Here is a 26538-nt window from a genome sequence, read left to right as displayed (position 1 = left end):
GCGCCCCCGAAGGGGCGCTGCGCAGCGCCCCTTCGGGGGCGCGGGGAACTGCGCGAGCAACCACAGTCCACCCGCGCCTTCTCCATCCACGTCAGCCCGGCAGACGCTAAAGCACCTCAGCGAAAGTCACCGTTCGCTCAGTCAGCAACGGCCACACCACGCCCACGACGACCTCCTTGAAGTGCTCGGCCGCCTTGTGCGCCTCGAACCCCTCCCGGTCGACATACCGTTCGTACAGCAGGAACCCACCCGGCTCCCCCTCCACCACGTGCACCTCGTACATCAGGTTCGCGGGCTCCGTGCGGGTGGCCTCCCGCGCCTTCAGCAGCGCGGCCCGCACCGTCGCCTCGTCGGCGGCCGCGCAGCGGTAGTGGGCGACGACTGTATATGCCATGTGGTTCCTCCAAGGGTCGTGTCCGGCCTGCCGATTCCAGCACGGATCATGCGCCCGCCGACCCGCGCACGGCGCAATCAATGCCTGCCCCCACGGGGCTGGTGGACCCCCTCCCACATGGTGTGTTGTCGCATCCGGCCCGCACGGGCGGCGCCGCGGACGACGAAGGAAGTGATCTCCATGCGCACCCTGGAAACCCTCTCCGGCGGAGAGTGGACGAGGACCGGCGAATGGATCGACGTCCACGACCCCGCCGACGTCCGTACCCCGCTCGCCCGGGTCCCGGCCCTGTCCGCCAAGGACGTCACCCGCGCCTACGACCACGCCGAGCGCGGCTTCGCCGCCTGGAAGCGCACCAGCCCCTTCGAACGGGCCCGGGTCTTCACCGAGGCCGCCCGGCTGATCCGGGAACGGGCCGGGGAGATCGCCGCCGACGTCACCGCCGAGAACGGCAAGACCCTGGCCGAGGCGACCGGCGAGACCCTCAAGGCCGCCGACTTCCTGGAGTACTACGCCGGACTGGCCCGCCAGGGCTACGGCACCCTCCTGCACGACGTACGCCCGCACCACCGTACGCACACCCAGCGCGAGCCCATCGGCGTGATCCTGGTGATCAGCCCCTGGAACGATCCGCTGATCACCCCGGCCCGCAAGCTCGCCCCGCTGCTCGCCGCCGGCAACGCGGCCGTGTTCAAGCCGGCCACCGAGACACCGTTGTCGGGCCTGCACTTCGCCCGCGCCCTGCACGACGCGGGCCTGCCCGCCGGGGTCCTCAACGTCGTCACCGGCCGGACCGCCGAGATCGAGGAGGCGCTCCTCGACGACCCCCGGATCGCCGGCATCACCTTCACCGGCTCCAACGCCGTCGGCAACCGCATCCGGCGTCGCCTGGCCGACCGCAACGTCCGGTTCCAGGGCGAACTCGGGGGCAAGAACGCCTCGGTGGTGCTGCGCGACGCCGATCTGCCGGGCGCCGCGAAGGCCGTCGTTGCCGCCTCGTTCGGCCAGGCCGGGCAGCGCTGCACCGCCACCAGCCGGGTGATCGTCGAGCGGCCCGTGTACGACGAGTTCGTCGCGCTGCTGGTCGCGGAGGTGGCGGCGCTGACGGTCGGCCCGGGCAGCGATCCGGCGACCACGCTGTGCCCGCTGTCGAGCCCGAAGCAGCGCGACAGCGTCCTCGCCGACCTGAGCCGGGCGGTCGAGCAGGGGGCGACCGTCCTCGCCGGGGGCGGGGCGGACGCCGAACGGCCTCACGGCTGCTACGTACAGCCCACCGTCCTGGCCGGCATCACCCCCGACATGGCCGTCTGGCGCGAGGAGGTCTTCGGGCCGGTCCTCGCCGTGCGCGCGGTCGACGACTTCGACGCGGCCGTCGCGGCGGTCAACGACTCCGCGTTCGGTCTCGCCGCCGCCGTGTTCACCCGCGACCTCGCCTCGGCGTACCGCTTCGCCGACGAGGCCGAGTGCGGACAGGTCGCCGTCAACACGACCACCACCGGCTGGGACGTCCACCTGCCGTTCGGCGGATTCCACGACTCCGGCACGGGCTACAAGGAGCAGGGGGAGGAAGTCCTGAGGTTCTCCACCCGCGTCAAGACGGTGGCCGTCCACTTCGGCGCGTGAGCACCGTAGGAGAGACGTGACCACCGCACGAGAGAGAGGAGGACGCCGATGGCTGACGAGACGATCGGCGTGGTCGGCGCCGGCATCGTGGGCCTCGCCACGGCCCGTGAGATCGCCCTGAGCCGCCCCGGTACCCGGGTCCTGGTGTTCGAGAAGGAGCAGGAGGTCTCCCGGCACCAGACCGGCCACAACTCCGGTGTGGTGCACGCGGGTATCTACTACACACCAGGCAGCCTCAAGGCCGACCTGTGTGTGCGGGGCGTGGCGCTGCTGCGCGCGTACTGCCAGGACCGGCGACTGCCGTACCAGGAGATCGGCAAGCTGGTGGTGGCCGTCCGCGAGGACGAGCTGGGCCGGATGGAGAACCTGTACCAGCGGGCCAGGAACAACCACGTGCCGGAGCTGCGGAAGATCTCCCGCGAGGAGATCAAGGAGCTGGAGCCGCACGCCGGCGGTATCGCGGCCCTGCACTCGCCGCGTACCGCGATCACCGACTACCCGGCCGTCGCCCGGGCGTTCGCCGGGGACATCACCGACTCCGGCGGCGAGATACGGCTGGGCTTCCCGGTCACCTCCATCGCCACCGTGCCCGGCGGAATCGAGGTCGCCTCCGGGGAGGACCGCGTGCGCGTGGACCGGCTGATCCTCTGCGCCGGCCTGCAGTCCGACTCCGTCGCCCGGCTCGCCCAGGACAGGCAGGAGCCCCGGATCGTCCCGTTCCGCGGCGAGTACATGCTGCTGAAACCGGAGCGGACGGACCTGGTGCGCGGCCTCATCTACCCGGTACCCGACCCCCGCTACCCCTTCCTCGGCGTGCACTTCACCCCACGCGTCGACGGTTCAGTGGAGGTCGGCCCCAACGCCGTCCTCGCCCTCGCCAAGGAGGGATACCGGCGCAGCAGGGTCTCGCCCCGGGACCTTCTCGGGCTCGCCGCCTACCCGGGGGTCTGGAAGATGGCCGCCCAGCACTGGCGTACCGGCGTCAAGGAGTACCGCGGCTCCTTCTCCGCCGCCGCCTTCATGAAGGACGCCCGGCGGTACGTCCCGGAGGTCGGCGTCCGGGACTTGGTGCGCGGCGGAGCGGGCGTGCGCGCCCAGGCCCTGGACCGCGACGGCACGCTCGTCGACGACTTCCGGATCCATCGGGTCGGCCGGATCACGGCCGTACGCAACGCACCCTCGCCGGCCGCGACGGCCTCCATGGCGATCGCCGAACACATCACCGCGGCCGCCTTCGGCGACTCCTGAACGATCTGTTCCGGCACCTGAAAATGCGCCGCGAACAGCGCACTTCCGCGCAACAACAGCTTGCGCTCCGGGATCTCCGCAAGAGCTCACGGGCCGCCTAGCGTTCCTTCCACAGCACCTCGAACCTCCCTCCTAGAGAAAGAGTTCGCGCCATGTTCGTCGTCGACACGCAGATCCACATCTGGAAGGAAGAGACCCCGGACCGCCCCTGGGTGCCCGGCGCCCGCGAGCGGATCCGGCTCAACGGCCACCGCGAGGACCCCTTCTCCTACGAGGAGGCCCTGGAGCTGATGGACGAGGCAGGGGTGAACCGGGCGCTGATCCTGCCGCCGTCCTGGGAGGGCGACCGCATCGACTACGCCCTGGAGGCCTGTGAGGCACACCCGGACCGGTTCGGCATCATGGCCCGCATCCCGCAGAACAAGCCCGAAGAGGGCACCGCGATGCTCAAGGACTTCGCGCAGAACCCGCACGTCAAGGGGACCCGGCTCACCTTCCACCGGCCGCAGGACCGCAACTGGATGATCGACGGCACCAACGACTGGTACTGGCCGATCGCCGAGGAGCTGGGCATCCCGACCATGGTGCACGCGCCGATCTGGAAGCGGGAGCTGGGCGAGATCGCCGCCAAGCACCCCGAGCTGAAGATCATCATCGACCACATGGGCATCATGGCCCGCTGCGTCGACGACGCGATCGGCTACTGGGTCCAGGAGACCGCCGACCTCCACGTCCACCCGAACATCTACGTCAAGGTGTCGGCGCTGCCGGGCTACTCCACGCAGCCCTTCCCGAACAACAACATCCAGAAGTACGTGCGCGAGATGGTCGACAAGATGGGCCCGCAGCGCTGCTTCTACGGCACCGACATCACTCGGCTGCTCGGCCACGGCATCACCTACACCGACACGATCGAGCAGTTCACCAAGCACTGGGACTTCACGCCCGAGGAGCTTGAATGGATCCTGGGCCGCGGTATCTCCGAGGTCCTGAACTGGCCGATCGAGGGCTGAGGGAACACCGGCGATGACCAACACTCCAGGAACCGACGGCGGTGACGCCCTCGTAGCCGCCTTCAACGCCGTCGGCGCCGACTACCTCTTCTGCTCCTCGGGGTCCGAGTGGGCCCCGGTGTGGGAGGCGCTGGCCCGCCGCCACCGCGACGGCGAACCCGCGCCGGAGTACCTCGATCTCACACACGAGACCGTGGCCGCCGGCATGGCCACCGGCTACGGGCTGATCAGGCGCCGTCCGCAGGGCGTGCTGCTGCATGCGGCGCCGGGCCTCCTGCAGGGCTCCATGGCCGTGCACGGGGCGCTGCTGGCCGGCGTGCCGATGGTCGTCGCCTCCTCGGAGTCGACGACCTACGGCGACGCTCCCGGGCATGACCCGGGCGGCCAGTGGTACCGCAACCTCTCGATCGTGGGCGGCCCGCACGGCATCGCCCAGTCGTTCACCAAGTGGTCGACCGAGGCGGCGAGTGTGCACACGCTGCCGACCATGATCACCCGGGCGGCCGAGCTGGCGTGGCGGGCACCGGCCGGACCGGCGTACCTGAACATCCCGCTGGAGATCCTGCTTGAGGAGTGGGACGGCCGCGAGGCCAAGCCACTCGTCGCACCGGGCTCCACGCACAGCTCGCCCGAAGAGGTCGAGCCGGTCGCCCGGTTGATCCGCGAGGCGGTCAACCCCGTGATCGTCACGGAGACGGCGGGACGTGAGACGGGCGGCTTCGAGGCCCTGGTCGCCTTCGCCGAGGCCTGGAACATCCCGGTCGTCGAACCGGACTCGGCGGTGTGCGGCAACTTCCCGCGCACCCATCCGCTGCACGCCGGCAGCGACATCGGGCCGTGGATGGACGAGGCCGACCTCATCCTCCTGGTCAACTGCCGGGCCCCTTTCTACCCGCCGTCCCGCCGCCCCGCCAAGGCGCAGGTCGTCGTCATCGACGAGGTCCCGCAGCGCCCGCACGTCGTCTACCAGGTGCTGTTCGCCGACCGGTACTTGGAAGGCGACGTCGCCAACACGCTGCGCCAGCTGGCCAGGCGGGCCAAGGATCTCGACGAGCGTGCGGTCGACGTGCGCCGGGCGGCGCAGGAGGAGCGGCACACCGCCGAGCAGTCGGCGATCGCCGCGGCCGAGGCCAGGGCCGAGGAGGCCGATGGCATCGACCCGGTGCTGGTCGCCGCCACTCTGCGCAGGCTGCTGCACGGGCAGGACGCGATCGTCGTGGACGAGACGATCACGCACAGCCGGGTGGTCAGGCGCCACCTCCAAGTCACCGACCCCGACTCCTACTTCTACGTCCAGGGTGGACTCGGCCAGGGCATCGCCGTCGCCCTCGGCGTCAAACTCGCCGCGAGGGAAAGGCCGGTGGTCCTCACCGTCGGTGACGGAGCCTTCACCTACAACCCGGTGATCCCGTCGTACGACGCCTCGAAGGCGTACGAACTGCCGTTGCTGATCGTGGTGTTCAACAACCGCGTGTACAAGTCGATGAACCTCAACCACCGCCGCTTCTACCCCGAAGGGGCGGCCGCCGACACCGGCGAGTGGCTGGGCACCGACCTGCACCGGCTGCCCCGGCTCGCCGCGTTCGCCGAGCCGTTCGGTATGCACACCGAGACCGTGGACACGACGGAGGCGCTCACGCCCGCGCTGGAGCGCGCCCTGAAGGCGGCGGCCGAGGGGACGACCGCCGTGGTCGACGTCCTCGTGACCCGATGAGCGCTCCGCTGTAAGCGCCGTTCGACATCTGCCGGCCGTCCGTGGCCCCTCGCGCACGCGCGGCGGTAGCCGCGGATCGATGCAGTCCCGCGCCCCTGCCGGGCGCTGTAGCCCAGGAGGCTTTCGCCGCCATGCCCGACACACCCCCCAAGATTCTGGTGCCCGCCGAGGACCTGCGCACCTTCTCCGCCGCCCTGCTGGAGAAGGGCGGTCTGAGCGCCGAGCACGCCCGTACCACCGCCGACGTGTTCGTCTGGGCCGCGCAGCGCGGCGTCGACTCGCACGGCACCGCGCGCGTCCCCGCCTACCTGGACCTGCTCGCCAAGGGCGTCGCCAACGCCGACCCGCGGCTCACCGTCGAGTCCACGGCACCGGCCGCCGCCGTCCTCGACGCCGACCGTGCCCCCGGCCCGGTGGCCCTGACGGCAGCCGCCGACGAGGCGGTACGACGGGCCCGCGAGACCGGCATCGCCTCGGTGGGCGTCCGCCGCACGGTCCACACCGGGGCCATCGGCTACTACGTGTCCCGGATCGCCGACCAGGGCCTGGTCGGGCTCGGGTTCGTGGCCGGCATGCCCAACATGGGCTACACCGGCGTCAAGGGCGCGGCCGTCGCCACCAGCCCCCTGGCCATCGCCGTACCGGCCCGCGAACACGCCCCGCTGCTGCTGGACATGGCCACCGCCACCATCGCCCTCGGCAGGATCCGCCAGGCGAAGGCGAGCGGCACCCCGTTGCCCGAGGGCGCGGCCGCGACGGCGGACGGCACCCCGACGACCGACCCGGAAGAGGCGGTCATGCCGCTGCCGCTGGGCGGTGCGAAGGGTTCCGGGATGTCCCTGGCCTTCGAACTCCTCACCAGCGTGCTGGTCGGGGCCCCGATCTTCGCGTCCTTCCACGCGGGCGACCGCAAGCACCGGCAGAACGCCCTGCTCATCGCCGTGGACCCGGCCGCCTTCGGCGACCCGGAGGCCTTCGCCGGCGCGGTCGACGACACCCTGGACACGCTGAAGGGCCTGCCCGTCGCGGACGGCGCGGAAGGGGTGTTCTATCCGGGGGAGCGCAGCGCCGCGGTGGCCGAGGAGCGAGCGGAGAAGGGGGTTCCGGTGGCGCCGAAGGTCTGGCGGGAGCTGAGGGAGCAGGCGGAGCGGCTGGGCGTGGCACTGCCGGTGTGAGCGCTGCCGGGCCCGCCGGAGATGTCCCGGAAGACGGACAGTCGGGCCCGGCTCCCCGCCCGCTGCGCAGTAGTGTGCGGGACACGCATGCCGTAACTTACTTGAGTTACGCAACGATATGGTAAGCTGGCCGGTATGTCCACAGAACCCCTGCCTGCCGTCCCCGCCGCCACGCCGGAGGTCATCGAGATCGAGCGTGCGCTGACGCGCATCACCTATCTGAGCACCCGGGCCCGGCAGCACGAGCGGCTGATGGCCCTCGCCGGTGTCCCGCTGGACCGTGCCGCGGTGGCCCTGCTGCGCCAGGTCTCCGACTCCGAGCCGCTGCGCCCGGGGGAGCTCGCCCAACGGCTCGGTGTCGAGGCTTCCCACGTGACGCGCACGGTGCAGCAGCTCCAGAGGTCGGGCTATGTCACCCGGGTCCCCGATCCCGACGACCGCCGCGCCCAGCGGATCGAGCTCACCGACGCAGGACGAGAGGCCGTCGACCGGGTCCGGGACGCCGGGGCGCGCGGAATGCAGCTGGCCCTGGGCGAGTGGAAGCCGGAGGAGCTGCGGCAGCTGGCCACGCTGTTCCACCGGATGGTCGACGACTTCCTGACGTACGCGATCGAGGACGAGCCCGGCGAGACGGTATCTTCGGCCCGCACCGTGTGAGGCGCCGGTGTGCGCGCACGCCCCGGCGGGGAGCGGGCCGGTACCGCCCGGTAATATGCGGCGGCAGGTCTTCAGAGGAGGCGTCGTGGCCCGGTCCGAACGTTCACCCCTGCTGCTGGCCGCCGGCGGAGTGGCTCACTTCGCGGCGCCGAGGTCCTTCGACGCCACGATCCCGAAAGCACTGCCGGGCTCGCCCCGGGCCTGGACGTACGGGAGCGGGGCCGGGGAGCTGGCCCTGGCGGCCGGGATCGCCCTGCCGCGCACCCGCAAAGCGGCGGCCCGGGCGGCCGCCGCCTTCTTCGGCGGCGTCTTCCCGGCCGATGTGCAGATGGCCGTCGACTGGCAGCGGCGGCCCGCGCCGCCCAGGACCGCGGCCCCCGTCCGCCTGCCGCGCCGGATTCCCCTGGTGCTGTGGGCGCGCGGTGTCGCTCGCAACGTCGCGCACAACGAGGAGGGCCGATAGATGGCGGGAACCGCAGAGGTCGGAAGCAAGGTCGAGGACTTCGCGCTGCCGGACGAGACCGGTGCCACGCGGACGCTCACGGAGCTGCTGGCCGACGGACCGGTCGTCCTCTTCTTCTATCCGGCCGCCCTGTCGCCGGGCTGCACCACCGAGGCCTGCCACTTCCGGGACCTGGCGGCCGAGTTCGCCGCCGCCGGCGCCCGGCCGGTCGGGATCAGCGGGGACAGCGTCGAACGGCAGCAGGAGTTCTCCGGGAAGCACACGCTCGGCATGCCACTGCTCTCCGACGCCGACGGCACGGTCCGCGAGCGGTTCGGCGTCAAGCGCGGCATCGCACTCGCCCCCACCAAGCGGGCCACCTTCGTCATCGCACAGGACCGCACCGTCCTGGAGGTCGTCCGCAGCGAACTGCGCATGAACACCCACGCCGACCGGGCGCTCGCCGCACTGCGCGGTCAGCGGGGCTGAGACGGCCCGTCCCCGCGCTTGATGCGGTGGGGCATAGGTCCCATCCTGGGGCGTATGGAGCGTGTCGCAGCCGCGGCGATCATCGACGCCCTGGGCAGGGTGACGGGGTGGAGCGAAGGCGCGCGGGTGCTCACCGGGCGCCCGGCGGAGGAGGTCGTGGGCCGGCCGGCCGCCGACCTGCTCGCCGAGGCGGTCCCCGCGGCGGTGCTCGCCGCCCGCTACGGCACCGTCGCCCTGCGCCACGCCGACGGACGCCGGACGGAGGTCGCCCTGACCGCCTGCCCGGTCCTCGGTCCCGACGGCGAGACCACCGGATACGTCCTCACCGCCGACCCGCCCCGGGGGACCGGGCCCACCCTGGCCGAACGGGCCTTCCAGCAGGCCTCCATGTCCATGTCGGTCTTCGACGTCCGCCAGCGCTACCTCCGTGTCAACGACGAGGTCTGCCGGGTCATGGGCGTCTCCGAGGAGGCCCTGCGCGGCCGCTTCTTCCTGGACACCGTCGAGAACGTCCCGCACAGCCAGGGCTTCCTGAGCCATCTGCGCCGGGTCGTCGAGACCGGCCGGCCCACCCGCTACGAGAGCTTCACCAGCGCCCCTGCCCTGCACCGGGAGCACGCCTGGAGCATCGAGATGTGGCCGCTGCACGCCCCCGACGGTGAGCTGACCGCCGTAGCCCTCGCCGCCTTCGACAACACCGAGCAGTATCTGGCCCGGCTGCGGCTCGCCCTGCTCAACGAGGCGGCCACCTCCATCGGCACCACCCTGGACGTGGTGCGCACCGCCGAGGAGGTCGTCGAACTCATCGTCCCGCGCTACGCCGACTTCGCCAGTGTCGACCTGCTCGACTGGGTCCTGTCAGCCGAGGAACTGCCCACCGTCCCGGAGGGGGACATCGCGTTGCGGCGCGTCGCCCACGGCTCGGCGACCGAGGGCACCCCCGAGGCGGCCGTACGGCTGGGCGAGACGGAGGTGCATCTGCCGTCGTCCCCGCCGGCCCGGGCACTGCGGGAGGGGCGCGCGGTGGTCAGCCAGGCCGGCGAGCCGGAGTTCCGCCGCTGGGTCGCGGAGCGCAACGCCCGCGCGCCCGAGGGCCGCAAGTACCGGCAGGGCGTCCACTCCATGATCGCCGTACCCCTGCGGGCCCGGGGCGTCCTGCTCGGCGTGGTCGTCGGCGTGCGCATGCGCCACCCCGACGACTACGCCATCGACGACACCGTGTTCGCCGAGGAGGTCGGCAGCCGTGCCGCCGTCTGTATCGACAACGCCCGCCGCTTCGCCCGCGAGCGCTCCACCGCCCTCGCCCTCCAGCACAGCCTGCTGCCCAGCAGCCTGCCCGGCCAGGCAGCCGTCGAGGTGGCCCCCCGTTATCTGCCCTGCGGTTCACTGGCCGGCATCGGCGGCGACTGGTTCGACGTGATCCCGCTCTCCGGCAGCCGGGTCGGTCTGGTCGTCGGCGACGTCGTCGGCCACGGCATCCGCTCCTCCGCCACCATGGGACGCCTGCGGACGGCCGTACGCACCCTCGCGGACGTCGACCTGCCCCCCGACGAACTCCTCACCCACCTCGACGACATGGTCACCCACCTGGCCGCGGACGGCTCCGGTGAGGAGGTCGCCGAACTGGGCGCCACCTGCCTGTACGCCGTCTACGACCCGGTCTCGCGCCACCTCGCCCTCGCCGCCGCGGGCCATCCGGCGCCCGCCCTGGTGCTGCCCGGCGGCGACGCCGAACTGGTCCCGATGAACGCGGGGCCGCCGCTCGGTGTCGGCGGTCTGCCCTTCGAGGCGGTGGAGCTCGACCTGCCCGAGGGCGCCGTCGTCGCCCTCTACACGGACGGCCTGATCGAGGACCGGGACCGGGACGTGGACCGCGCCACCGAGGAGATGTGCCGGGCGCTGAGCGCGCCGGCCGACTCGCTGGAGGACCTCAGCGACAACGTGCTCAAGGCCGTCCTGCCGGAACAGCCCTCCGACGACGTCGCCCTGCTGCTGGTCCGCACCCGCGCCCTCGGCACCGACCGGGTCGCCACCTGGGACGTCCCGCCCGACCCCGCCGAGGTCGCGCACTTCAGGCAGGCGGCCACCGAACGCCTGGCCGCCTGGGGCCTGGACGAGGCCGCCTTCGTCACCGAACTCGTCGTCAGCGAACTCGTCACCAACGCCATCCGCTACGGCGAACCGCCCATCCAGCTGCGCCTCATCCGCGACCGCGCGCTCATCTGCGAGGTCTCCGACGGCAGTTCGACCTCACCGCATCTGCGTCGCGCGCACGCCTACGACGAGGGCGGCCGGGGCCTGCTCCTCGTCGCCCAGCTCACCCAGCGCTGGGGCAGCCGACAGACCGACAGCGGCAAGACCATCTGGGCCGAACAGCCGCTGCCCGAAGGGCCGTTGCCGGTCACCGCCGCCTGACGGCGCAGCCCGTCTACTCGAAGTCGCAGCCCGGGTTCGGCACCGACTCGGAGTACGGCGAGCCGTGCGGGAGGATGTACAGCACGTCCAGGACGAGGTCGGTGTCGCCCAGGTTCGCACCCAGATGCACATCGCCCGCCCCGCCCGGCTCGTACACCGTGCCGCCCTGCCGGTAGACGCCGTCCCCCTCGCAGTCCGAGTGGAAGTGGCTCAGCGTGCCCTTCTGGACGTATCCGTACACCGGGCCGTCGTGGAAGTGCCAGCCGGTGGTCTGGCCGGGCGGGACGGTGATCTCCCGCAGCACGTAGTCCGTGCCGCCGACGGTGGTCTGGCTGATCAGCCGGCCGGTCACACCGGGTCCGGCGGGAGTGGCGTAGGCGGTGCCGCAGGTCAGCAGAGTGCCGGCGGCGACCGCCCCGGCCAGAGCGGTACGGAGCGCGGTGCGCATACGGAGGGCCTCCTGAGCCGAAGATCGAGTACCTCCGTGAACATAGGCCCCCACGGGGTCGCCCGGGGCGGGAACGCCGCAATCCCGGTGCCCACAGGCCCTCCGGCTCCGCTCCCGTGACGAGACCCTCCTCGCGAAGCCTGGTCATCGCCTTCCAGGAGTAGACGTACTTGCCGACCCGGGGGTTGGGCCAGTGGATCAGGTACAGGTCCACGTACTCCACGCCCCGCCGCCGCCGGGACTCCTCGAAAGAGGCGAGGGTCTCCTCGTACCCGTGGTGGCGGCCCGGCACCTTCGTCGTCACCACCACCTCCTCGCGGGGGACGCCGCTGCTCGCGACACCCCGGCCGACCCCGGTCTCGTTGCGGTAGTTCACGGCCGTGTCCACGAGCCGGTAGCCGCCCTGGAGCGCACGGTGAACGGCCTGCTCGGCCTGCGTGTCGTCCATGGGCCAGGTGCCCAGGCCGACGGCGGGGATCGCCGTACCGTCGTTGAGCGAGTACGCCGGAGTGCTTGTCACGATGGGACCTTCCCTCGACTGCGTCGTCCCTCCAGCGGATGGGATGAGCGGTTGCGAGGCGTTCGGGCCGGAGTAGCGTGAAGGTGATCGACGCCACCCGACTCTGGAGGTAGGCGATGTTGATCCGATTCCTGCGGCGCCGTATGCCGCCAGGCCTTGTCCTTCTCGGCAACGGCCGTCTGATCCGGGGTTTCAGCGGCGGTGACTACGACGGTCACGGATACCAGTCCTGACCCGCACCCGTTGAATGGGAGGAGGCGGGGTGGCTCAGGACACCGATGCCCTCGTGGCCATGACGCGAATCCTTTCACCGCACTGCCGTGTCACCAGGTTGTCCGGCGGGGCGCTCATCGCCGACTGGAGACGGACGCGTTTTCTGGGGATGCCGACGGCTGACGTCCACAAGTTCGCTGACGGAACCTCCGAGGAACGGGCGGAACTCGTCACCGGTCTCGTCCGAGCCGGATGTGCGACGGCCCGCCGAAAGGCGTACGCCGACGCCGAGATCGGGCTCTGGCTCCGCACCGTGCACCTGCTGATCCGTACTCTGGGTTTCGGACGCGTACTTCGGCTGCTGCCCTTGGCCGCTCCCGGCTACGCCCGCGCGGACACCCCTTCGCCGCAGAACGTCGCACGGTTGAAACGAGCAGTTCAGGCACACGGCCGCAGAAGCTGGTTCGTCAACGACGACTGCAAGGCCGAGGCCGTGACGGCGTTCGTCCTGCTGCGACGGTGCGGCTTCACGGCGACGCTGCATGTCGGTGTGCGCGAGCACCCCTTCGCCCTGCACGCCTGGACGTCAGCGGCCGGACTGTGTATCCCCGCCGCCGATCCGCGAGGGCACGCCTTCACCCCGGTTCTCTCGATCGGCTGCGGAAGCGAGTGACATGGAGGCGCTCCGACTCGAATGGTCCGGGGGCGCAGCGAGACTCTGGACCGCCGAGGCCATGGCTCGACAGGGACTCGTGACGACGGTCTCCTCACAGGCCGGCACCGCAGCGGTCGTGGGCTGGGCCGGCTCGGTCCACGACCGCCTGACAGGCGCACGCGCTCTCCTCGACACTTTCGGCCGCCCCGGAGCGGAACCGTCACTGCCGGCCGGGGACTTCGCGGCTGTTCTGGTGTACCGCGACCGCGTCCTGCTGATGCGGGACGAGCAGGCACGCATCCCGCTGTTCTTCAGGGAGTCCGGTGGCCGCGTGACCGCTGCGAGCACCTCGGCGCGCGGCCTGGGCGGCGCCGCGGAGCTGGAACGCCGTTACTTCTGCCGCTACCTGACCGGGAACATGGCCCAACCGCACTCGCAGTTGAGCCCGTTCGCCGGGGTACACCGGGTTCTCGGAGGCGAGGTGGTGGAGCTGTCGGTCACCGGTCAGCTGCGGGGCCGGTCGATACTCCGCGCCCGTCGGGCCGAGGCCCTGCCGGCACCGCCCGCAGAGGGACTCGGCCTCAGCGCGGCCGGGCAGGTGCTGCGCCGCGCCCTGGAGCAGGCCGTCGGACGCCGCCTTGGCGGGACGACCGCATGCCACGTCTCCGGCGGCACCGACTCCACCAGCGTCGCGTTGCTCGCGGCGCGTCTGCTCGCCGAGGCAGAGAGCCCGTCCACCGACCTGGTCCTGCTCGCCGGGCGCTTCGGCGGGGGAGAACTGGCCGGGGAGCGGCCGTACCTCGACGAGGCGATCGAGGCGGTCCGCCGGCATGCGCCCGCCGCCCGTCCACTGATCATCGAGGCCGACGACGTGGCGGACTTCGATGACTTCCAGCACCATGCGGGAGACTCGGACGAGCCGCACGCCCACGCCTTCCGCGCCCCGTTCTGGAGCAGGCTGCATGCCGCTGCGGCGGAGCTGGGCTGCGACACCCTGCTGACCGGTTGCGGTGCCGATCCGGTCGTGGACACCAACCCGCTTCACCTGCACCGGCTGGCCCGCTCCGGACGGCTCCGGGAGCTGACGAGGCAGGCACGTGCCCGTGCCGCGGCCGGTGAACGGGGAGTGCGGGAGATCGTCCGTACCCACGTGGTGCAACCGACGCTTCCGCTGGCGGCCGAACGGGTCACCAGGCTGTTCCATCGCGGAACGGTACTCGGAGGGCTCGGCAACTTCACCCGCCCACCCTGGCTGCGACCCGGATTCGCGCGGGCTCACGGCTACCGCGCGGCCAGCATCGCCGAGAGCCGCTTCGTGTTCGGGAGCAGGCCGGAGGAGTCGCTCTACGAGGCGGCCAACTACCTCGCCGCTCCCGACCCGTTGTCCTGGCGCTACGCACAGCAGCACGGGTTCTTCCTCTCGCACCCGTTCCTCGACCCGGAGGTGATCGCGACGATGCGGCACCTCCCGACCGACCCCACGTCGCAAGTAGGCCGTTCGAAGGCGGTGCTGCGCGCGTCCATGGCGGATCTGCTTCCGCCCCGGATACGTGACCGAGCGGCCAAGATCCCCTTCAACGAGCTCTACGTCCGTGGCCTGCGGACACACGGCGGCGAACTCATCGACCTCTGCCGCGCCGCACGGCATCCGCTCATAGCCGAGATGTTCGACGTCGACACCCTGTGCCGGGCGGTGAGGGAGGCTCAGCTGGGCCTGGGCGACTCGTACTCCTGGGACCGCATGAACGGCTCGCTCGCGCTGGTGGTATGGCTGGAGCGGCTGGGGGACCAGCGTGCACCGGTACCTGGCGCGGCTGTGCCGGTCATAGTCGGCTCTTGATGTCCCACAGGGTCTGTGCTACCGGGCCAGACTCCACAATGCGGAGGCCGTACCGGTCCTGCGTCACTTTCTGGCTTTCGTCCTTGCCGCCTTCCTTACTGATGATTTCCATGATGTTTGCGCCGTGCAGGCCGAACTGCCAATAGACAGTGACGTACCGGGGGTCCCTCGTTCGCTCGTCGATCGCGTTGTTTTCGTGAAGCCTGCTCTTGTAGATGAGGGAGTCGGAATCCTTTTGCTGCTTCAGCCATCGGGGTGCCTTGCTGCTGTTCCAGCTGTAACCGTTGGCCTCGAGGCGTTCGACGGCCACGCGATCCTTGCGCGTGATATGTGCGGTGGCGTAGAACACTACCTGGTCGTACGGCGTGTCCTTGGGTAGTTGCACGACGACTTGGGTGGTGACGGTGTCGTTCGCGCTGATCGGTTCTCCGTAGCGCATCCATGGCTGGGCCTCCACCAGATCACCCGGCTGGTGCATCTCTCTGCGCGACAACGGATTCGACCGCTCGAGTGTGGTCCACTGCCGGGCCTCGGCTCGCCACTGCTGGCGGAGCTGGTCCTTCGGGCTCAGCGGCACCCGTTGTCCCATGGCATGGAATTGGGTGCCGAGCACGTCGAAACTCAGATCGCCGTGGTTCTCAAGGGTGATTTCGACCGGCACGGAGAATGCCTTTCGATCCGGACTCATCACCGGCTCTTTCGCGGTCAGCTTGATGACGGGCCAGACCTCCCGCTGGGACGGCAGGTAGAGACTCTGATACCCGAAATTTCCCAGCGCGACGACGGTGGTGGCGAGCAGCGCAGTGGCCACCCGCTTCGGAGCGGGAATCACGGCCAACGTCCGCCACACGGCGAAGACGGCCCATGCCGAACCCATCGTGAGGGCGCCGAACAACACCTTGTAACCGATCGAATCGGCATCGCTCAGCAGCTCGAAGAAGAACAGCATGTTGGCCACGAAAGCCGCGAACGCCCCGAGCAGGGCCACCAGGCCGGAGCTGGGGAAAGTGCGCCACAGCCAGTGGTCCGCGAGCGCGGTGGCGCCCAAGAACGAGGTGAAGGCGACGGCGACGAGCACTGCACCGGCGAGGCGACCGGGAAAGGTGAAGGCGCCGGCCAGATCCCTGATACCGAAAGAGCCCAGCATCGCGGCCGTCAGGAGGAGGACCAGCAGGGTCGGTACCAAACACACACGCGACTGTTTGTTGTGCGCCAGAGCCCGTTGCGCCCGCACACGCGAGGCGTCCCGCGACTTGTTGCGAAGGCTCACGCGGCCACCCGCTGACGCGGCAGGCTGTGCATCCCCATGCCGGCGGGAAGGGGTCTCGCCGGTCGGCGTCGGCCTGCGGCTACGGTTTTCACGGGCTTCTCCTTCGCGGACCACAGCCGACCGAGAGGTCTGCCGCCGGGGATTTCGTGATCATCTTCTCCGGTGATCCGTTCGATCGCCATTCGCGTGCCTCCGGATGTGGGAGCCCCGTGCGTCACCGCGTCTCTCGCCGGGGTACTTGTGTAGAGGCCGATACCGACGACCAGCGGAGCACGCATGACGACGGGAAGCAGCACGGGGAACCAGGCGGCCGAGGTGAGACCCGTCGCCGGGTACATCGGCGCCGAGATCACCGGGGTGGACCTCACCCAACACCTCGACGACGGCGTGGTCGCGCTGATCCGGGAGGCCGTGCTGCGCTGGAAGGTCGTCTTCTTCCGGGACCAGCGGCTGGATCACGCCGGGCATGTCGCCTTCGCCCGCCGCTTCGGCGAACCGGTCGTCCTGGGGCGTCGGGGAAGTGCCTCACCCAGCGGCTTCCCTGAGGTGGAGACCACCGCCGACCGGCTGGAGCTGGGCGGACGGTTCGGCATGGAGCACGAGGAGTGGCTCCAGCGGCGCCGGCACACCCTGCTGCGCGGCTGGCACTGCGACCACGGCGCCCGGATCGACCCGCCCGCCGCGACCATCCTGCGCGCCGAGACCGTTCCGCCGTACGGCGGCGACACCACCTGGGCCAACCTGGCCGCCGCCTATGCCGGGCTCTCCGCACCCGTGCGCGCCTTCGCCGAGGGACTGCGCGCCGAGCACCGCCTGGGCGTCGGCTACCAGCCCCGGCCCGGCGACGACTCCTACCTCCGCCATCTCCTCGACCATCAGGTCGCCTCGGTGCACCCGCTGGTGCGCGTCCACCCGGAAACCGGCGAGCGGGTGCTGTACGTCAACGGCTACTACGTCGAGCAGATCACGGACGTCTCCCGCCCGGAGAGCGCCGCGCTCCTGGAGATGCTGCTCGAACAGGCGGTACGGCCCGAGTACACGGTCCGCTTCCGCTGGGAGCCCGGCAGCGTCGCCTTCTGGGACAACCGGGCCACCATTCATCTCGCGCCCAGTGACAACGCCCGCCTCGGCTTCCCCCGGGTCATGCACCGGGTGATGCTGCACGGCGAGGTGCCGGTCGGCGTGGACGGCAAGCCCTCCGAGCCGGTGACCGGCACGGAGGTGGGCCGTTGGTGAGTCAGGCGCCCGGCTGCGGACGGCCCAGTGCCGGGCCCAGCCGCGTCGCCATGTCGGTCAGGATCTGCACGTAGTCCTCGTGGTCGAACGTGAACGGCAGCGCGAACGCCACCTCGTCGACCTCGCGGAACGCGGCGTGCGCGTGCAGCTGTTCGGCGATCTCGGCCGAGGTGCCGACCAGGTCCGGCGCGAACAGCAGCCGCGCCGGACCCTGCGGGGCCGTGGTGCGGGGGAGCCGCTTGGCCGCGTACGCCTCGTACTTGGCGCGCTGCTCGGGCGTGGCGGAGTCGGTGGGGATGACGACCAGGCCCTGCGAGACCCGGGCCGCGTCGCCGTCCGGGTGGTGGGCCCGGAACTCGCGGATGTGCGAGAGCTGGATCTCCGCGAAGTCGTACGCGTCCTTCGGGTCCCCGGCCCGCACGACACTGCTGGTCAGGAAGTTCATGCCGTGCTCGCCCGCCCAGCGCGCGGAGCCGAGACTGCCGCCGCCGTACCAGAGCCGGTGCCCGAGACCGGGGGAGTGCGGCTGGACCACGTCGGAGAACACCTCGAAGCCCTCGACCCCGCTGAAGTCGGTGGCAGGCTTGCCCCGGACGTGGTCCAGCAGTCGCCGCACCCGCTCGTAGCTGAAGTCCTCGACATCGGCCGTGTCCGGGTAGAGGGCCTCCCTGACCTGGTCGTAGTGCATGGGCGGGCCCACGCTCACGCCGGGGTTGAGGCGGCCGCCGGACAGGATGTCGACGGTCGCCAGGTCCTCGGCCAGCCGCAGCGGGTTCTCCCAGCCCAGCGGGATCACCGCGGTGCCCAGTTCGATACGGCTGGTGCGCTGCGAGGCGGCCGCGAGGACGGCCACCGGGGACGAGATGCCGTACTGGAGGTGCCGGTGCCGCACCCACGCGCTGTCGAAGCCCAGCCGCTCGCCCAGTTCGATGATCTCCAGCGTGGACTCGTGTCCTTTGCCCGGATCCGCTCCGTCGAACAGGCCGATGGTGAGGAAGCCCAGTCTGCGCAGGGGTCGGGGGGTGGACGGCACGGGTCCTCCAGCGGTAGTACGTCAGTTCTGCCCCGATTGTGGCACTCGAACATTGCGGGAGTGTGATCAGAGGAGCGGGATCGTGATCTCGTCCTCGACCGGGGGATCAAGCTCCTGCGTACGGTTCCCGGTCGCGGCGAAGCAGCGCAGCCGTACCGCCTCCGGGCTCACGTCGAGGCGCAGGAAGCACTTGAAGAAGGGCGGGGTGTAGGTGGCCGAACCCGGGGAGAACAGCTGGGTGTAGATCTTCTTCACCGGCAGCCGGAGGCGGGAGGTGCGGTCCGGGCGGCCGCCGGCGCCGAGCAGGCTCGCCACCAACCGGGTGCGGCGGGTGACCCGGGTGTCCGGGCCGGGCGCGCGGGCGGGCTTGATGCCGAGGCGTTCGGCGATCACGGCCGTCGCCTCCGCCGCGGTGAGCGTGAAGAACCTGGGCATGCGCAGCCGGCGGCCGTACAGCCGGCTGTAGAAGGCCAGGGAGTCGCCGCGCAGCGGGTAGCAGCGGAAGTCGTCCTCGGTGACGTCCGCCACGGAGACCCGGGGGATGGTGTGGGTGGCGTGCATGAAGGCGCCGCCACCGCCCGCGACCACGTACTGGATGGTGCGGCCGGCCACATGGACCGGGTAGCGCTGGTAGTTGTGGATGTCGCCGCCGATCGCCGCCACATAGTGGTGGGCGGGGTCGCGGACGATGTCGTCGACCGTGCCGCCGCCCTCGATCGGGCAGGGGTGGTGCTCGCCGTCCACGTACAGCGGGGAGCCAGTGACCAGGATCTTCGGGCGAGGCCCCCGCGACACCTCCCGCAGCCAGGCGCCCTGTTCGGCGTCGACCGTGCCCAGCAGACCGGTGTCGATGCCGACGATCCGGACCGGCCCGGCGTCGATGGCCCAGTAGGGGCCGGGCTGTACGGCGTGCTGTTCCGGCGTCGGCCGCAACTTCCGGGCCTCCGCCAGGAGCTGCTCGTCCGCCGGGCTAGGCCGGTGCCACAGCAGGGTGCGCCACCAGGCGCGGGAGAAGGGGCGCGGTTTCGGCTCGGGCGGGAGCGGCGGGACGTCGTCGCAGAAGACACGCATGAACCCGCCGAGGTCCTCGTACCAGTCGTGGTTGCCGGGTATCGCGTATATCGGCGCGGGATAGTCCTGGTACGGGCGGAAGAACTTGGTGCCGTAGTCGTCGGTGGCACCGACCGGATAGATCACGTCGCTCGCGATCACCGCGAAGCCGGTGTCCTGACTCGCCTTCAGGAAGCCGGGCACGACGGCGTACTGGGAGTCGTCGCCCTCCCCGGTGTCGCCGATCACCATGAACGAGAACCGGTCGGCCTCATCACGCCGGATCACCTTGTCGGCGGCTGCCCCGGCGGCCGCCCGCTGCGCCACCCAGCGGCTGCGGGTGCGGCCGGTCGGGTCGCCGAACCAGGACGCCAGCACGCCGTTGCGGGCGGCCCACATGGTCCTGGGGTTGAACCAGAACAGCTTCTCGACATGGCCCGGCATCAGCCGGCGATAGGCACCGCGCTCGGCCTCGCCCCAGCCGGCGCCTGCTGCGGTTTCGCGAGAGGACTCAGACACGCGGGAACCGTAGCAACGATCAACGAGCGAGTGAGCGGGAGGGGTTGGCGTCCTGCGGGGCGGTCACCACTCGTAGGGGTTCGAGGGGGCGCCGTACGGGTCCTCGGGGCGGGCGGGGGTGCCGTACCGGCCGGTGCCGCCGGGTGCCGGGGGCGCGGGACGGCCGTGCCGCCTCCCGGGTGTGCGTCCGCCGCGCGGTCCCGGTGGCCGTGGCCGGGCCGCCCGGGGCGGGGGCACCGGCCTGTCCTTCCCGGCGGCCGCCTGCCGGTTCCAGTCGCCTTCGCCCAGGACCAGCAGCGGGTCGAACATCACCACCACCCCGGCCAGCAGCAGGAAGACGACCGGTCCCAGCAGCATGGGCAGCAGCAGGGAGGTCGGCGACGCGCTCGACCAGGAGGTGGCGGACGCCGGGTGCACTTCGACGCTCACGGCGGCCATGGCGGTGAAGTGCATGCCGAACACCGCCAGGCCCATCACCAGGCTGGCGCCGAGGCTCGCCGTGAAGCCCCGGACCGATACCGCGGCCCACAGAGCGGCCGTCGCCGCCGCGATCGCGATCAGGATCGAGAGGGCGACCGTGACCGGGTCGTAGTGAATCGTTCCGTCAAGGCGGAGCGCGGCCATGCCCAGGTAGTGCATGGCCGCCACGCCGAGACCGGTGATGACGCCCGCCGTCGAGAGCGTTCCGGAGGTCGCGCCCCGGTAGCCGACCGCGAAGACACCGATGCCGACCACCAGGATCGCCACCGCCAGACTGAGCAGGGTCAGGGTCACGTCGTAGCGGATCGTGGTCTCCTGGACTTGGAAGCCGATCATCGCGATGAAGTGCATCGTCCAGATGCCGCAGCCGATGGAGGCCGCCCCCAGCGCGAGCCAGCCGGGCTTCCACGACTGTCCGCCGTGGTAGAGCGACCGGACGATGCAGCGCAGCCCCAGGGCTCCGCCCAGACAGGCCATCAGATAGGCCACCACGGGAGTGACCGCGCCGTAGTGGAACCCGCTTGTCGTACCGTGCATAAATGCAACTCCCCCCAGAGTCACGGCTGTTGCGGGGGAAGGTACTACGCGCCGGGGGCGTGCGCCCCGGCATTCACCGGGACTTCGGCTGCCGCTCGGGCACCACGGGTCGGCACGGCCTCTCCACAGGCTGTTCTCGGTCCGGGCACAGTCGCGGCTCAGGGTGCGACGATCTTGATGGCACTCATCCAGCCGTGCCCCTCGGGGCGCGTCTGCAGAGCCATGTGCAGCAACTGGATGCCCTCCAGCTCGCGGGCGTGGCGCAGTCCGCCGACGACCACCGGGTTGAGCCCGCCGGAGGAGACCAGCTCGGCCACCTGGTCGCGGGCCGCCGCGTCGTCACCCGCGATGAACACGTCCAGCGGCAGCCCGCCGACCTCGCCCGCGACCAGTGCGCCCGCGAACGTGGTGTTGAAGGCCTTCACCACCCGGGTGCCCGGCGCCGCGGCCTCCGCGATCTGCTGGGCGCCTGAGCTGTTCGGAGGCACGGTGAGCGAGTCGAAGGTGGCGAAGTCCACCGGGTTGGAGATGTCGACGACCGTCTTCCCGGCGAGATGGTCTCCGTACTCGGCCACCACCTGCCTGGCCACGTCGAACGGCACGGCCAGCACCACCACGTCGGCCGACCCGACCGCGTCCGGAACGGCGGGTGCCACATCGGCGCCGGCCGTCCGCTCGGCCAGGGCGGCGGCGAGGTTGGCGGCCTTCGCCGGATCGGTGCCGACCAGCCGGACCATGTGCCCGCCCGCCAGGGCCCGGGTGGCGATACCACCCGCCATGTTGCCTGTGCCGACGATGAAGACCCGCATGGGTGAGCCCTTTCCGTGGGGTGGGAGCTGAATCAGGATAAACAGGATGAATCGGCAAACCTGTCGCGACTCGGGCCGGGTGCGGGGTGTTTCGCCGTCACACGGTGGAGCGCGCTCCCTGCGTGCAGGGAGCCGACGAGGAGCACCGGGCCACTGGGTAGCCTGGCCCGCGTGGGGGACTGGGAGATACGGCCGGCGTCGCCGGCGGACGTCGAGGCGGTGGCCGAGCTGCGCGCCGTCGTGCTCCGGGACGACCTGGAGCGGCTCGGGCGGTACGACCCGCGGCGCGTCCGGCAGCGGCTGCGGGACGGGTTCGACGCGGCCCACACCTGGGTGATCGAGGTGGGCGGCGCCTTCGCCGGCTGTGTCGCGCTCCGGCCGGCTGCCGACGCCCACTGGCTGGAACACTTCTATCTGGCCCCGGACGCCCAGGGCGCCGGCATCGGTTCGGGCGTGCTGCGCGAGCTGCTGGGGCGGTGCGACCGTGACGGCGTCCGCGTCCGGCTGAACGTCCTGCGCGGCAGCGCGGCCCAACGGCTGTACGAGCGGCACGGGTTCACCGTCGAGACCGCCGACCCGGTGGACGTGTTCATGGTGCGCACGCCGTCCACGTGAGCCCCCTTGTTCCCCAACCGCCTCTCCTGGCATAGGGAAAACCCTTGATTGACCTCGACGTGGCTGACATGGCCGGGTCAAGACTGGAATCCTCGCGGCACACGCTTTCTCCATGGCGTGTTCATGGATCACGGACCCCGCATCCCGGTTCCCCCGATCCCGGTCCCCGCACAGCTCAGCTCGTCCCGGACAGCACACCCCCGTCTGCCCGGTCTGTCACCGGCCGCGACCCGGCGGCCGCAGCAGGAGGAGTACGAGTGAGACGTCTTCCCCACAGACGCGCCACGGTAGGAGCCGCCCTGGTCTCCACCGTGGCGTTTCTCGCCGTCGGCATCCAGTCGGTTCCGGCGAACGCCAAGCCCGCCACCCCCCACCCCAGCCCCCTTCGCGCCGGCGGGCTGGAGGCCAAGCTCAGCCCCGCCCAGCACACCGCGCTGCTCAAGAGCGCCCAGCAGCGGACCGCCGCGACCGCCCGCACCATCGGCCTCGGCGCCAAGGAGAAACTCGTCGTCAAGGACGTCGTCAAGGACAACGACGGCACCTTGCACACCCGCTACGAGCGCACCTACGCCGGCCTGCCGGTCCTCGGCGGCGACCTGGTCGTGCACACCCCGCCCGCCTCCCTCGCGGCCGGTACGGTCAGCACCACCTTCAACAACAAGCGCACCATCAAGGTCGCCTCCACCACCGCGACCTTCACCAAGTCCGCCGCCGCCACCAAGGCACTCAGGACCGCCAGGGCCCTCGACGCCAAGAAGCCCGCCACCGACAGCGCCCGCAAGGTGATCTGGGCCGGCAACGGCACCCCGAAGCTCGCCTGGGAGACCGTGGTCGGCGGCTTCCAGGACGACGGCACCCCCAGCCAGCTGCACGTCATCACGGACGCCACCTCCGGCAAGGAGCTGTACCGCTACCAGGCGGTCAAGTCCGGCACCGGCAACACCCAGTACAGCGGCACGGTGACGCTGAACACGACGCTGTCGGGTTCGACGTACCAGCTGTACGACACCACGCGCGGCGGCCACAAGACATACAGCCTCAACAACGGCACGTCGGGCACCGGCACCCTGATGACCGACGCCGACGACGTCTGGGGCACCGGATCCGGCTCCAACACCCAGACCGCCGGCGCCGACGCGGCCTACGGCGCCCAGACGACCTGGGACTTCTACAAGAACACCTTCGGGCGCAGCGGCATCAAGAACGACGGCGTCGCCGCGTATTCCCGCGTCCACTACAGCACGGCGTACGTCAACGCCTTCTGGGACGACTCGTGCTTCTGCATGACCTACGGCGACGGCACGAGCAGCACCCACGCCCTCACCTCGCTCGACGTGGCCGGCCACGAGATGAGCCACGGCGTCACCTCCAACACCGCGGGCCTCAACTACACCGGTGAGTCCGGCGGGTTGAACGAGGCGACCTCGGACATCTTCGGCACCGGCGTGGAGTTCTACGCCAACAACTCCTCCGACGTCGGTGACTACCTCATCGGCGAGAAGATCGACATCAACGGCGACGGCACCCCGCTGCGGTACATGGACAAGCCGAGCAAGGACGGCGGATCCGCGGACAGCTGGTACTCCGGCGTCGGCAACCTCGACGTGCACTACTCCTCCGGCCCCGCGAACCACATGTTCTATCTGCTCTCCGAGGGCAGCGGCACCAAGACCATCAACGGCGTCACCTACAACAGCACGACCTCCGACGGCGTCGCCGTCGCCGGCATCGGCCGGGCCGCGGCCCTGCAGATCTGGTACAAGGCGCTGACGACGTACATGACGTCCAGCACCAACTACGCGGCCGCCCGCACCGCCGCGCTCAACGCCGCGACGGCGCTGTACGGCGCGAGCTCCGCCCAGTACGCGGGTGTGGCCAACGCCTTCGCGGGCATCAACGTCGGCAGCCACGTCACCCCGCCGACCTCGGGGGTGACGGTCACCAACCCGGGCAGCCAGTCCTCGACCGTGGGCACCGCGGTCAGCCTGCAGGTCTCGGCGAGCAGCACCAACAGCGGGTCGCTCACCTACGCGGCGAGCGGACTGCCGACCGGCCTGTCGATCAACAGCTCCACCGGCGTCATCTCCGGCACCCCGACGACGGCGGGCACCTACAGCACGACCGTCACGGTGACCGACTCGACGGGCGCCACCGGCACCGCCTCCTTCACCTGGACGGTCAGTTCCAGCGGGGGCGGCGGCAGTTGCACCGCCACGCAGCTCCTCGGCAACGCGGGCTTCGAGTCCGGCAACACCACCTGGACCGCCACCAGCGGGGTCATCACCAACGACACCGGCGAGGCGGCCCACGCGGGCTCGTACAAGGCCTGGCTGGACGGCTACGGCTCGACCCACACCGACACGCTCTCGCAGTCGGTGACGATCCCGAGTGGCTGCACCAACACCACGTTCACCTTCTACCTGCACATCGACACGGCCGAGACCACCACCAGCACCCAGTACGACAAGCTGACGGTCGCCGCCGGTTCCACCACCCTGGCCACGTACTCCAACCTCAACGCGGCCTCCGGGTACGTGCAGAAGTCCTTCAGCCTCGGGTCCTTCGCGGGCAGCACCGTGACCCTGAAGTTCACCGGCGTCGAGGACTCCTCGCTCCAGACCAGCTTCGTCGTCGACGACACCGCCGTCACGACCGGCTGACGTCAGGACGTCGAGTGTCCCGCACCCGGAGTCCGGGTGCGGGACACTCCACCGGGTCAGCTCAGCGGATCCAGGGTGAGGTACGCCTGCTGCGGATTGCCGTCGTTGACCAGCGACTCCTGGTTGCCGACGTCGTCGAAGGCGAAGGCGTACGCCTTGCCGTCGGCCATCTGGGCGTGGATCTTGCGCGCGTAGTGGTTGGTGACCGTGTCCAGGTAGAAGTCGGCCGGGTTGTTGTCCGGCTGGTTCGCACTGGTCAGCAGCGTCGACCGGTTGAAGCCGGCGCACAGGGTGCGCGAAATCGGTCCGCGTACCTGGTCGTTGGGCGCGTCGAGCAGGTTGTGGCAGCCGAAGATGCTGTTCGCGTCCGGCTTCTGGAAGCTCGTCACCACCGCTCCGGCGGAGTTGGTGAAGTTCATGACGTTCCCCGAGACCCGGCCGTAGTACTTGGTGTTCGGCTGGTCGGCGAACGGCGTGACGGTCAGGGTCGACGTCGCGTACTTGGACCAGACCCGGTTGACGTAGTCGTCCATGACCGTCGACGGCAGCGCCCCGGTCTCCACGCCGTACAGCGGGGAGAGCGCGCGGAGCACGGTGCCGTCGGAGCGGGTCTGGATCAGGTTCGCCCAGCCGCCGGGCTGCCCGCGCAGGGCGCTGAAGAACCCGTTGTAGCCGCCCGACTTGAGATGCCCGGTGCTGGCCGTGCTGCCGTCGGCGCGCTGCACCCCGACCGCGTACGGCACCGAGAACATGTCCACCTGGGTGCTGTTGATCCACAGACCCGAGTCGTTGAGCGTGTACTCGGACCAGTTGAAGAGGATGTTGCGGTTGGGATCGCTCGGATTCTGCACGGCGGGCTGCACCAGACCGCCGGTGGTCAGTCTGAAGTCGAGCTTCTGCCCGTAGGAGAAGTAGATCCGGCCCGAGAACTTCGGGATCCGGATCGTCTTCGACTGGCCCGCCGCCGGGCCCGTGATCGAGGCGTCCGGCGCGGGGGTCGGCGGGTTGCCGCCGGCCGGCCAGGCGTGGAAGGTGCCGTTCGCGTCGGCCCAGCCCTGCCGGCCGGTGGAGAGCTGGGTACCGAGGTCGTAGACGTACACCTGGTCGCCGCGGCCGGAGTTGTTGGTGATCTTCAGCGGGATCGTGTCCGGCACCGCCGCGTCGGCCGGGTGCGGGGTGCCCAGGGTGAGCACCCCGCCGATCAGCGCCGCAGCGGCCGCCAGGGGCAGCGTCCGGCGTGCGAGTCCTGTGCGCACTCTCCACCTCCGTGTGGGGTCGGGGTCGTACGGACATTGGTCCGTACCAGTCTGAGAGCGCTCTCAGGGTGCCGGTGAGGCGGGTGCATGTCAATGAGTGGGACGGAATCGGGGGCCCGCCGGCCGGCGGGCCCCCCCTAAGGCGGCGGGGGGGGGTAACTAAGTGGGCGTGATCAAAGCCGACAACCCCACCCCCGGTCGCGCGGCCGCCGCCGCCGGGTTAGGAG

General features: G+C 70.8%; 22 protein-coding genes and 1 pseudogene. 14 read left to right on the top strand and 9 right to left on the bottom strand.

What is annotated here, in order from left to right; genetic code table 11:
* Positions 1 to 106: 106 nt before the first annotated feature.
* Entirely contained in the window at positions 107 to 394 is a 288-nt protein-coding gene (locus AB0N16_RS41075) for an antibiotic biosynthesis monooxygenase (protein WP_365805944.1), read from the bottom strand.
* Between the two features lie 180 nt (positions 395 to 574).
* Here AB0N16_RS41075 and AB0N16_RS41070 point away from each other — a divergent pair, with 180 nt between their 5' ends.
* The 9 genes from AB0N16_RS41070 (at position 575) to AB0N16_RS41030 (ending at position 11170) form a co-directional block, all read left to right on the top strand.
* Positions 575 to 2017: an aldehyde dehydrogenase family protein gene (locus AB0N16_RS41070; RefSeq protein WP_365805943.1), complete on the top strand. Its 1443-nt coding sequence runs from the start codon at positions 575 to 577 to the stop codon at positions 2015 to 2017.
* Between the two features lie 48 nt (positions 2018 to 2065).
* Complete coding sequence (gene lhgO / locus AB0N16_RS41065) at positions 2066 to 3265, top strand: L-2-hydroxyglutarate oxidase (protein ID WP_365805942.1); 1200 nt, start codon at positions 2066 to 2068, stop codon at positions 3263 to 3265.
* A gap of 152 nt (positions 3266 to 3417) precedes the next feature.
* Positions 3418 to 4278 (top strand): amidohydrolase family protein, encoded by an 861-nt coding sequence (locus AB0N16_RS41060; protein ID WP_365805941.1) that lies wholly within the window; start codon positions 3418 to 3420, stop codon positions 4276 to 4278.
* Positions 4279 to 4291: 13 nt separating this feature from the next.
* Positions 4292 to 5992: a thiamine pyrophosphate-dependent enzyme gene (locus AB0N16_RS41055; protein WP_365805940.1), complete on the top strand. Its 1701-nt coding sequence runs from the start codon at positions 4292 to 4294 to the stop codon at positions 5990 to 5992.
* 131 nt (positions 5993 to 6123) lie between these two features.
* Positions 6124 to 7167 (top strand): Ldh family oxidoreductase, encoded by a 1044-nt coding sequence (locus tag AB0N16_RS41050; RefSeq protein WP_365805939.1) that lies wholly within the window; start codon positions 6124 to 6126, stop codon positions 7165 to 7167.
* 135 nt (positions 7168 to 7302) lie between these two features.
* On the top strand, positions 7303 to 7824 hold the full coding sequence (locus AB0N16_RS41045) for a MarR family transcriptional regulator (protein WP_365805938.1): 522 nt from the start codon (positions 7303 to 7305) through the stop codon (positions 7822 to 7824).
* A gap of 85 nt (positions 7825 to 7909) precedes the next feature.
* Positions 7910 to 8287 carry a hypothetical protein gene (locus AB0N16_RS41040; RefSeq protein WP_365805937.1) on the top strand — a complete coding sequence of 126 codons (378 nt, stop codon included), beginning with the start codon at positions 7910 to 7912 and terminating at the stop codon, positions 8285 to 8287.
* Positions 8288 to 8755, top strand: a complete 468-nt coding sequence (locus AB0N16_RS41035; protein ID WP_365805936.1) for a peroxiredoxin — start codon at positions 8288 to 8290, stop codon at positions 8753 to 8755.
* A gap of 54 nt (positions 8756 to 8809) precedes the next feature.
* A complete protein-coding gene (locus AB0N16_RS41030; RefSeq protein WP_365805935.1) occupies positions 8810 to 11170 on the top strand; it encodes a SpoIIE family protein phosphatase in 2361 nt (786 codons plus the stop codon).
* Between the two features lie 13 nt (positions 11171 to 11183).
* On the opposite strand, the gene AB0N16_RS41025 is transcribed toward AB0N16_RS41030, so the two are convergent.
* Entirely contained in the window at positions 11184 to 11618 is a 435-nt protein-coding gene (locus AB0N16_RS41025) for a cupin domain-containing protein (RefSeq protein ID WP_351711180.1), read from the bottom strand.
* Positions 11619 to 11736: 118 nt separating this feature from the next.
* Positions 11737 to 12138: pseudogene (locus AB0N16_RS41020) on the bottom strand (aldo/keto reductase); the annotation flags it as partial.
* Between the two features lie 292 nt (positions 12139 to 12430).
* On the opposite strand from AB0N16_RS41020, the gene AB0N16_RS41015 reads away from it, so the two are divergent.
* Both AB0N16_RS41015 and AB0N16_RS41010 read left to right on the top strand, forming a co-directional pair.
* Positions 12431 to 13024 (top strand): lasso peptide biosynthesis B2 protein, encoded by a 594-nt coding sequence (locus tag AB0N16_RS41015; protein ID WP_365805934.1) that lies wholly within the window; start codon positions 12431 to 12433, stop codon positions 13022 to 13024.
* A gap of 61 nt (positions 13025 to 13085) precedes the next feature.
* The gene (locus tag AB0N16_RS41010; protein ID WP_365805933.1) at positions 13086 to 14846 is read left to right on the top strand and encodes an asparagine synthase-related protein; all 1761 of its coding nucleotides are present in this window, start codon (positions 13086 to 13088) and stop codon (positions 14844 to 14846) included.
* On the opposite strand, the gene AB0N16_RS41005 is transcribed toward AB0N16_RS41010, so the two are convergent.
* The gene (locus tag AB0N16_RS41005) at positions 14830 to 16116 is read right to left on the bottom strand and encodes a hypothetical protein (RefSeq protein ID WP_365805932.1); all 1287 of its coding nucleotides are present in this window, start codon (positions 16114 to 16116) and stop codon (positions 14830 to 14832) included. The genes AB0N16_RS41010 and AB0N16_RS41005 overlap by 17 nt on opposite strands.
* A gap of 276 nt (positions 16117 to 16392) precedes the next feature.
* Here AB0N16_RS41005 and AB0N16_RS41000 point away from each other — a divergent pair, with 276 nt between their 5' ends.
* Positions 16393 to 17352 carry a TauD/TfdA family dioxygenase gene (locus AB0N16_RS41000; protein ID WP_365805931.1) on the top strand — a complete coding sequence of 320 codons (960 nt, stop codon included), beginning with the start codon at positions 16393 to 16395 and terminating at the stop codon, positions 17350 to 17352.
* 1 nt (position 17353) lies between these two features.
* Here the strand turns inward: AB0N16_RS41000 and AB0N16_RS40995 are convergent, their stop codons facing one another.
* The 4 genes from AB0N16_RS40995 to AB0N16_RS40980 all read right to left on the bottom strand — a co-directional run bounded on the left by AB0N16_RS40995 (position 17354) and on the right by AB0N16_RS40980 (position 21780).
* Positions 17354 to 18385 (bottom strand): LLM class flavin-dependent oxidoreductase, encoded by a 1032-nt coding sequence (locus AB0N16_RS40995; RefSeq protein ID WP_365805930.1) that lies wholly within the window; start codon positions 18383 to 18385, stop codon positions 17354 to 17356.
* A 66-nt stretch (positions 18386 to 18451) separates the two neighbouring features.
* The gene (locus AB0N16_RS40990) at positions 18452 to 19954 is read right to left on the bottom strand and encodes a metallophosphoesterase (protein ID WP_365805929.1); all 1503 of its coding nucleotides are present in this window, start codon (positions 19952 to 19954) and stop codon (positions 18452 to 18454) included.
* A gap of 63 nt (positions 19955 to 20017) precedes the next feature.
* Positions 20018 to 20971 (bottom strand): MHYT domain-containing protein, encoded by a 954-nt coding sequence (locus AB0N16_RS40985; protein WP_365805928.1) that lies wholly within the window; start codon positions 20969 to 20971, stop codon positions 20018 to 20020.
* A 158-nt stretch (positions 20972 to 21129) separates the two neighbouring features.
* A complete protein-coding gene (locus tag AB0N16_RS40980) occupies positions 21130 to 21780 on the bottom strand; it encodes an NAD(P)-binding domain-containing protein (protein WP_365805927.1) in 651 nt (216 codons plus the stop codon).
* 171 nt (positions 21781 to 21951) lie between these two features.
* On the opposite strand from AB0N16_RS40980, the gene AB0N16_RS40975 reads away from it, so the two are divergent.
* The gene (locus tag AB0N16_RS40975) at positions 21952 to 22395 is read left to right on the top strand and encodes a GNAT family N-acetyltransferase (RefSeq protein ID WP_365805926.1); all 444 of its coding nucleotides are present in this window, start codon (positions 21952 to 21954) and stop codon (positions 22393 to 22395) included.
* Between the two features lie 257 nt (positions 22396 to 22652).
* Entirely contained in the window at positions 22653 to 25055 is a 2403-nt protein-coding gene (locus AB0N16_RS40970) for a M4 family metallopeptidase (RefSeq protein WP_365805925.1), read from the top strand.
* A 56-nt stretch (positions 25056 to 25111) separates the two neighbouring features.
* Here AB0N16_RS40970 and AB0N16_RS40965 read toward each other — a convergent pair whose 3' ends face one another.
* Positions 25112 to 26311 (bottom strand): glycoside hydrolase family 64 protein, encoded by a 1200-nt coding sequence (locus tag AB0N16_RS40965; protein ID WP_365805924.1) that lies wholly within the window; start codon positions 26309 to 26311, stop codon positions 25112 to 25114.
* Positions 26312 to 26538: the final 227 nt, after the last annotated feature.

This window comes from Streptomyces sp. NPDC051105 (genome assembly GCF_040682795.1).
Lineage (GTDB): Bacteria > Actinomycetota > Actinomycetes > Streptomycetales > Streptomycetaceae > Streptomyces.
Note: the sequence above shows the minus strand (reverse complement) of the source record. Positions and strands in the feature narration are given on the sequence as shown.

Bases quoted from the DNA above. Each gene is read 5' to 3' on its own strand.
- AB0N16_RS41075 (WP_365805944.1), bottom strand. From the start codon at position 394: ATGGCATATACAGTCGTCGCCCACTACCGCTGCGCGGCCGCCGACGAG.
- AB0N16_RS41070 (WP_365805943.1), top strand. From the start codon at position 575: ATGCGCACCCTGGAAACCCTCTCCGGCGGAGAGTGGACGAGGACCGGC.
- lhgO (WP_365805942.1), top strand. From the start codon at position 2,066: ATGGCTGACGAGACGATCGGCGTGGTCGGCGCCGGCATCGTGGGCCTC.
- AB0N16_RS41060 (WP_365805941.1), top strand. From the start codon at position 3,418: ATGTTCGTCGTCGACACGCAGATCCACATCTGGAAGGAAGAGACCCCG.
- AB0N16_RS41055 (WP_365805940.1), top strand. From the start codon at position 4,292: ATGACCAACACTCCAGGAACCGACGGCGGTGACGCCCTCGTAGCCGCC.
- AB0N16_RS41050 (WP_365805939.1), top strand. From the start codon at position 6,124: ATGCCCGACACACCCCCCAAGATTCTGGTGCCCGCCGAGGACCTGCGC.
- AB0N16_RS41045 (WP_365805938.1), top strand. From the start codon at position 7,303: ATGTCCACAGAACCCCTGCCTGCCGTCCCCGCCGCCACGCCGGAGGTC.
- AB0N16_RS41035 (WP_365805936.1), top strand. From the start codon at position 8,288: ATGGCGGGAACCGCAGAGGTCGGAAGCAAGGTCGAGGACTTCGCGCTG.
- AB0N16_RS41030 (WP_365805935.1), top strand. From the start codon at position 8,810: ATGGAGCGTGTCGCAGCCGCGGCGATCATCGACGCCCTGGGCAGGGTG.
- AB0N16_RS41025 (WP_351711180.1), bottom strand. From the start codon at position 11,618: ATGCGCACCGCGCTCCGTACCGCTCTGGCCGGGGCGGTCGCCGCCGGC.
- AB0N16_RS41015 (WP_365805934.1), top strand. From the start codon at position 12,431: ATGACGCGAATCCTTTCACCGCACTGCCGTGTCACCAGGTTGTCCGGC.
- AB0N16_RS41010 (WP_365805933.1), top strand. From the start codon at position 13,086: ATGGCTCGACAGGGACTCGTGACGACGGTCTCCTCACAGGCCGGCACC.
- AB0N16_RS41000 (WP_365805931.1), top strand. From the start codon at position 16,393: ATGACGACGGGAAGCAGCACGGGGAACCAGGCGGCCGAGGTGAGACCC.
- AB0N16_RS40985 (WP_365805928.1), bottom strand. From the start codon at position 20,971: ATGCACGGTACGACAAGCGGGTTCCACTACGGCGCGGTCACTCCCGTG.
- AB0N16_RS40980 (WP_365805927.1), bottom strand. From the start codon at position 21,780: ATGCGGGTCTTCATCGTCGGCACAGGCAACATGGCGGGTGGTATCGCC.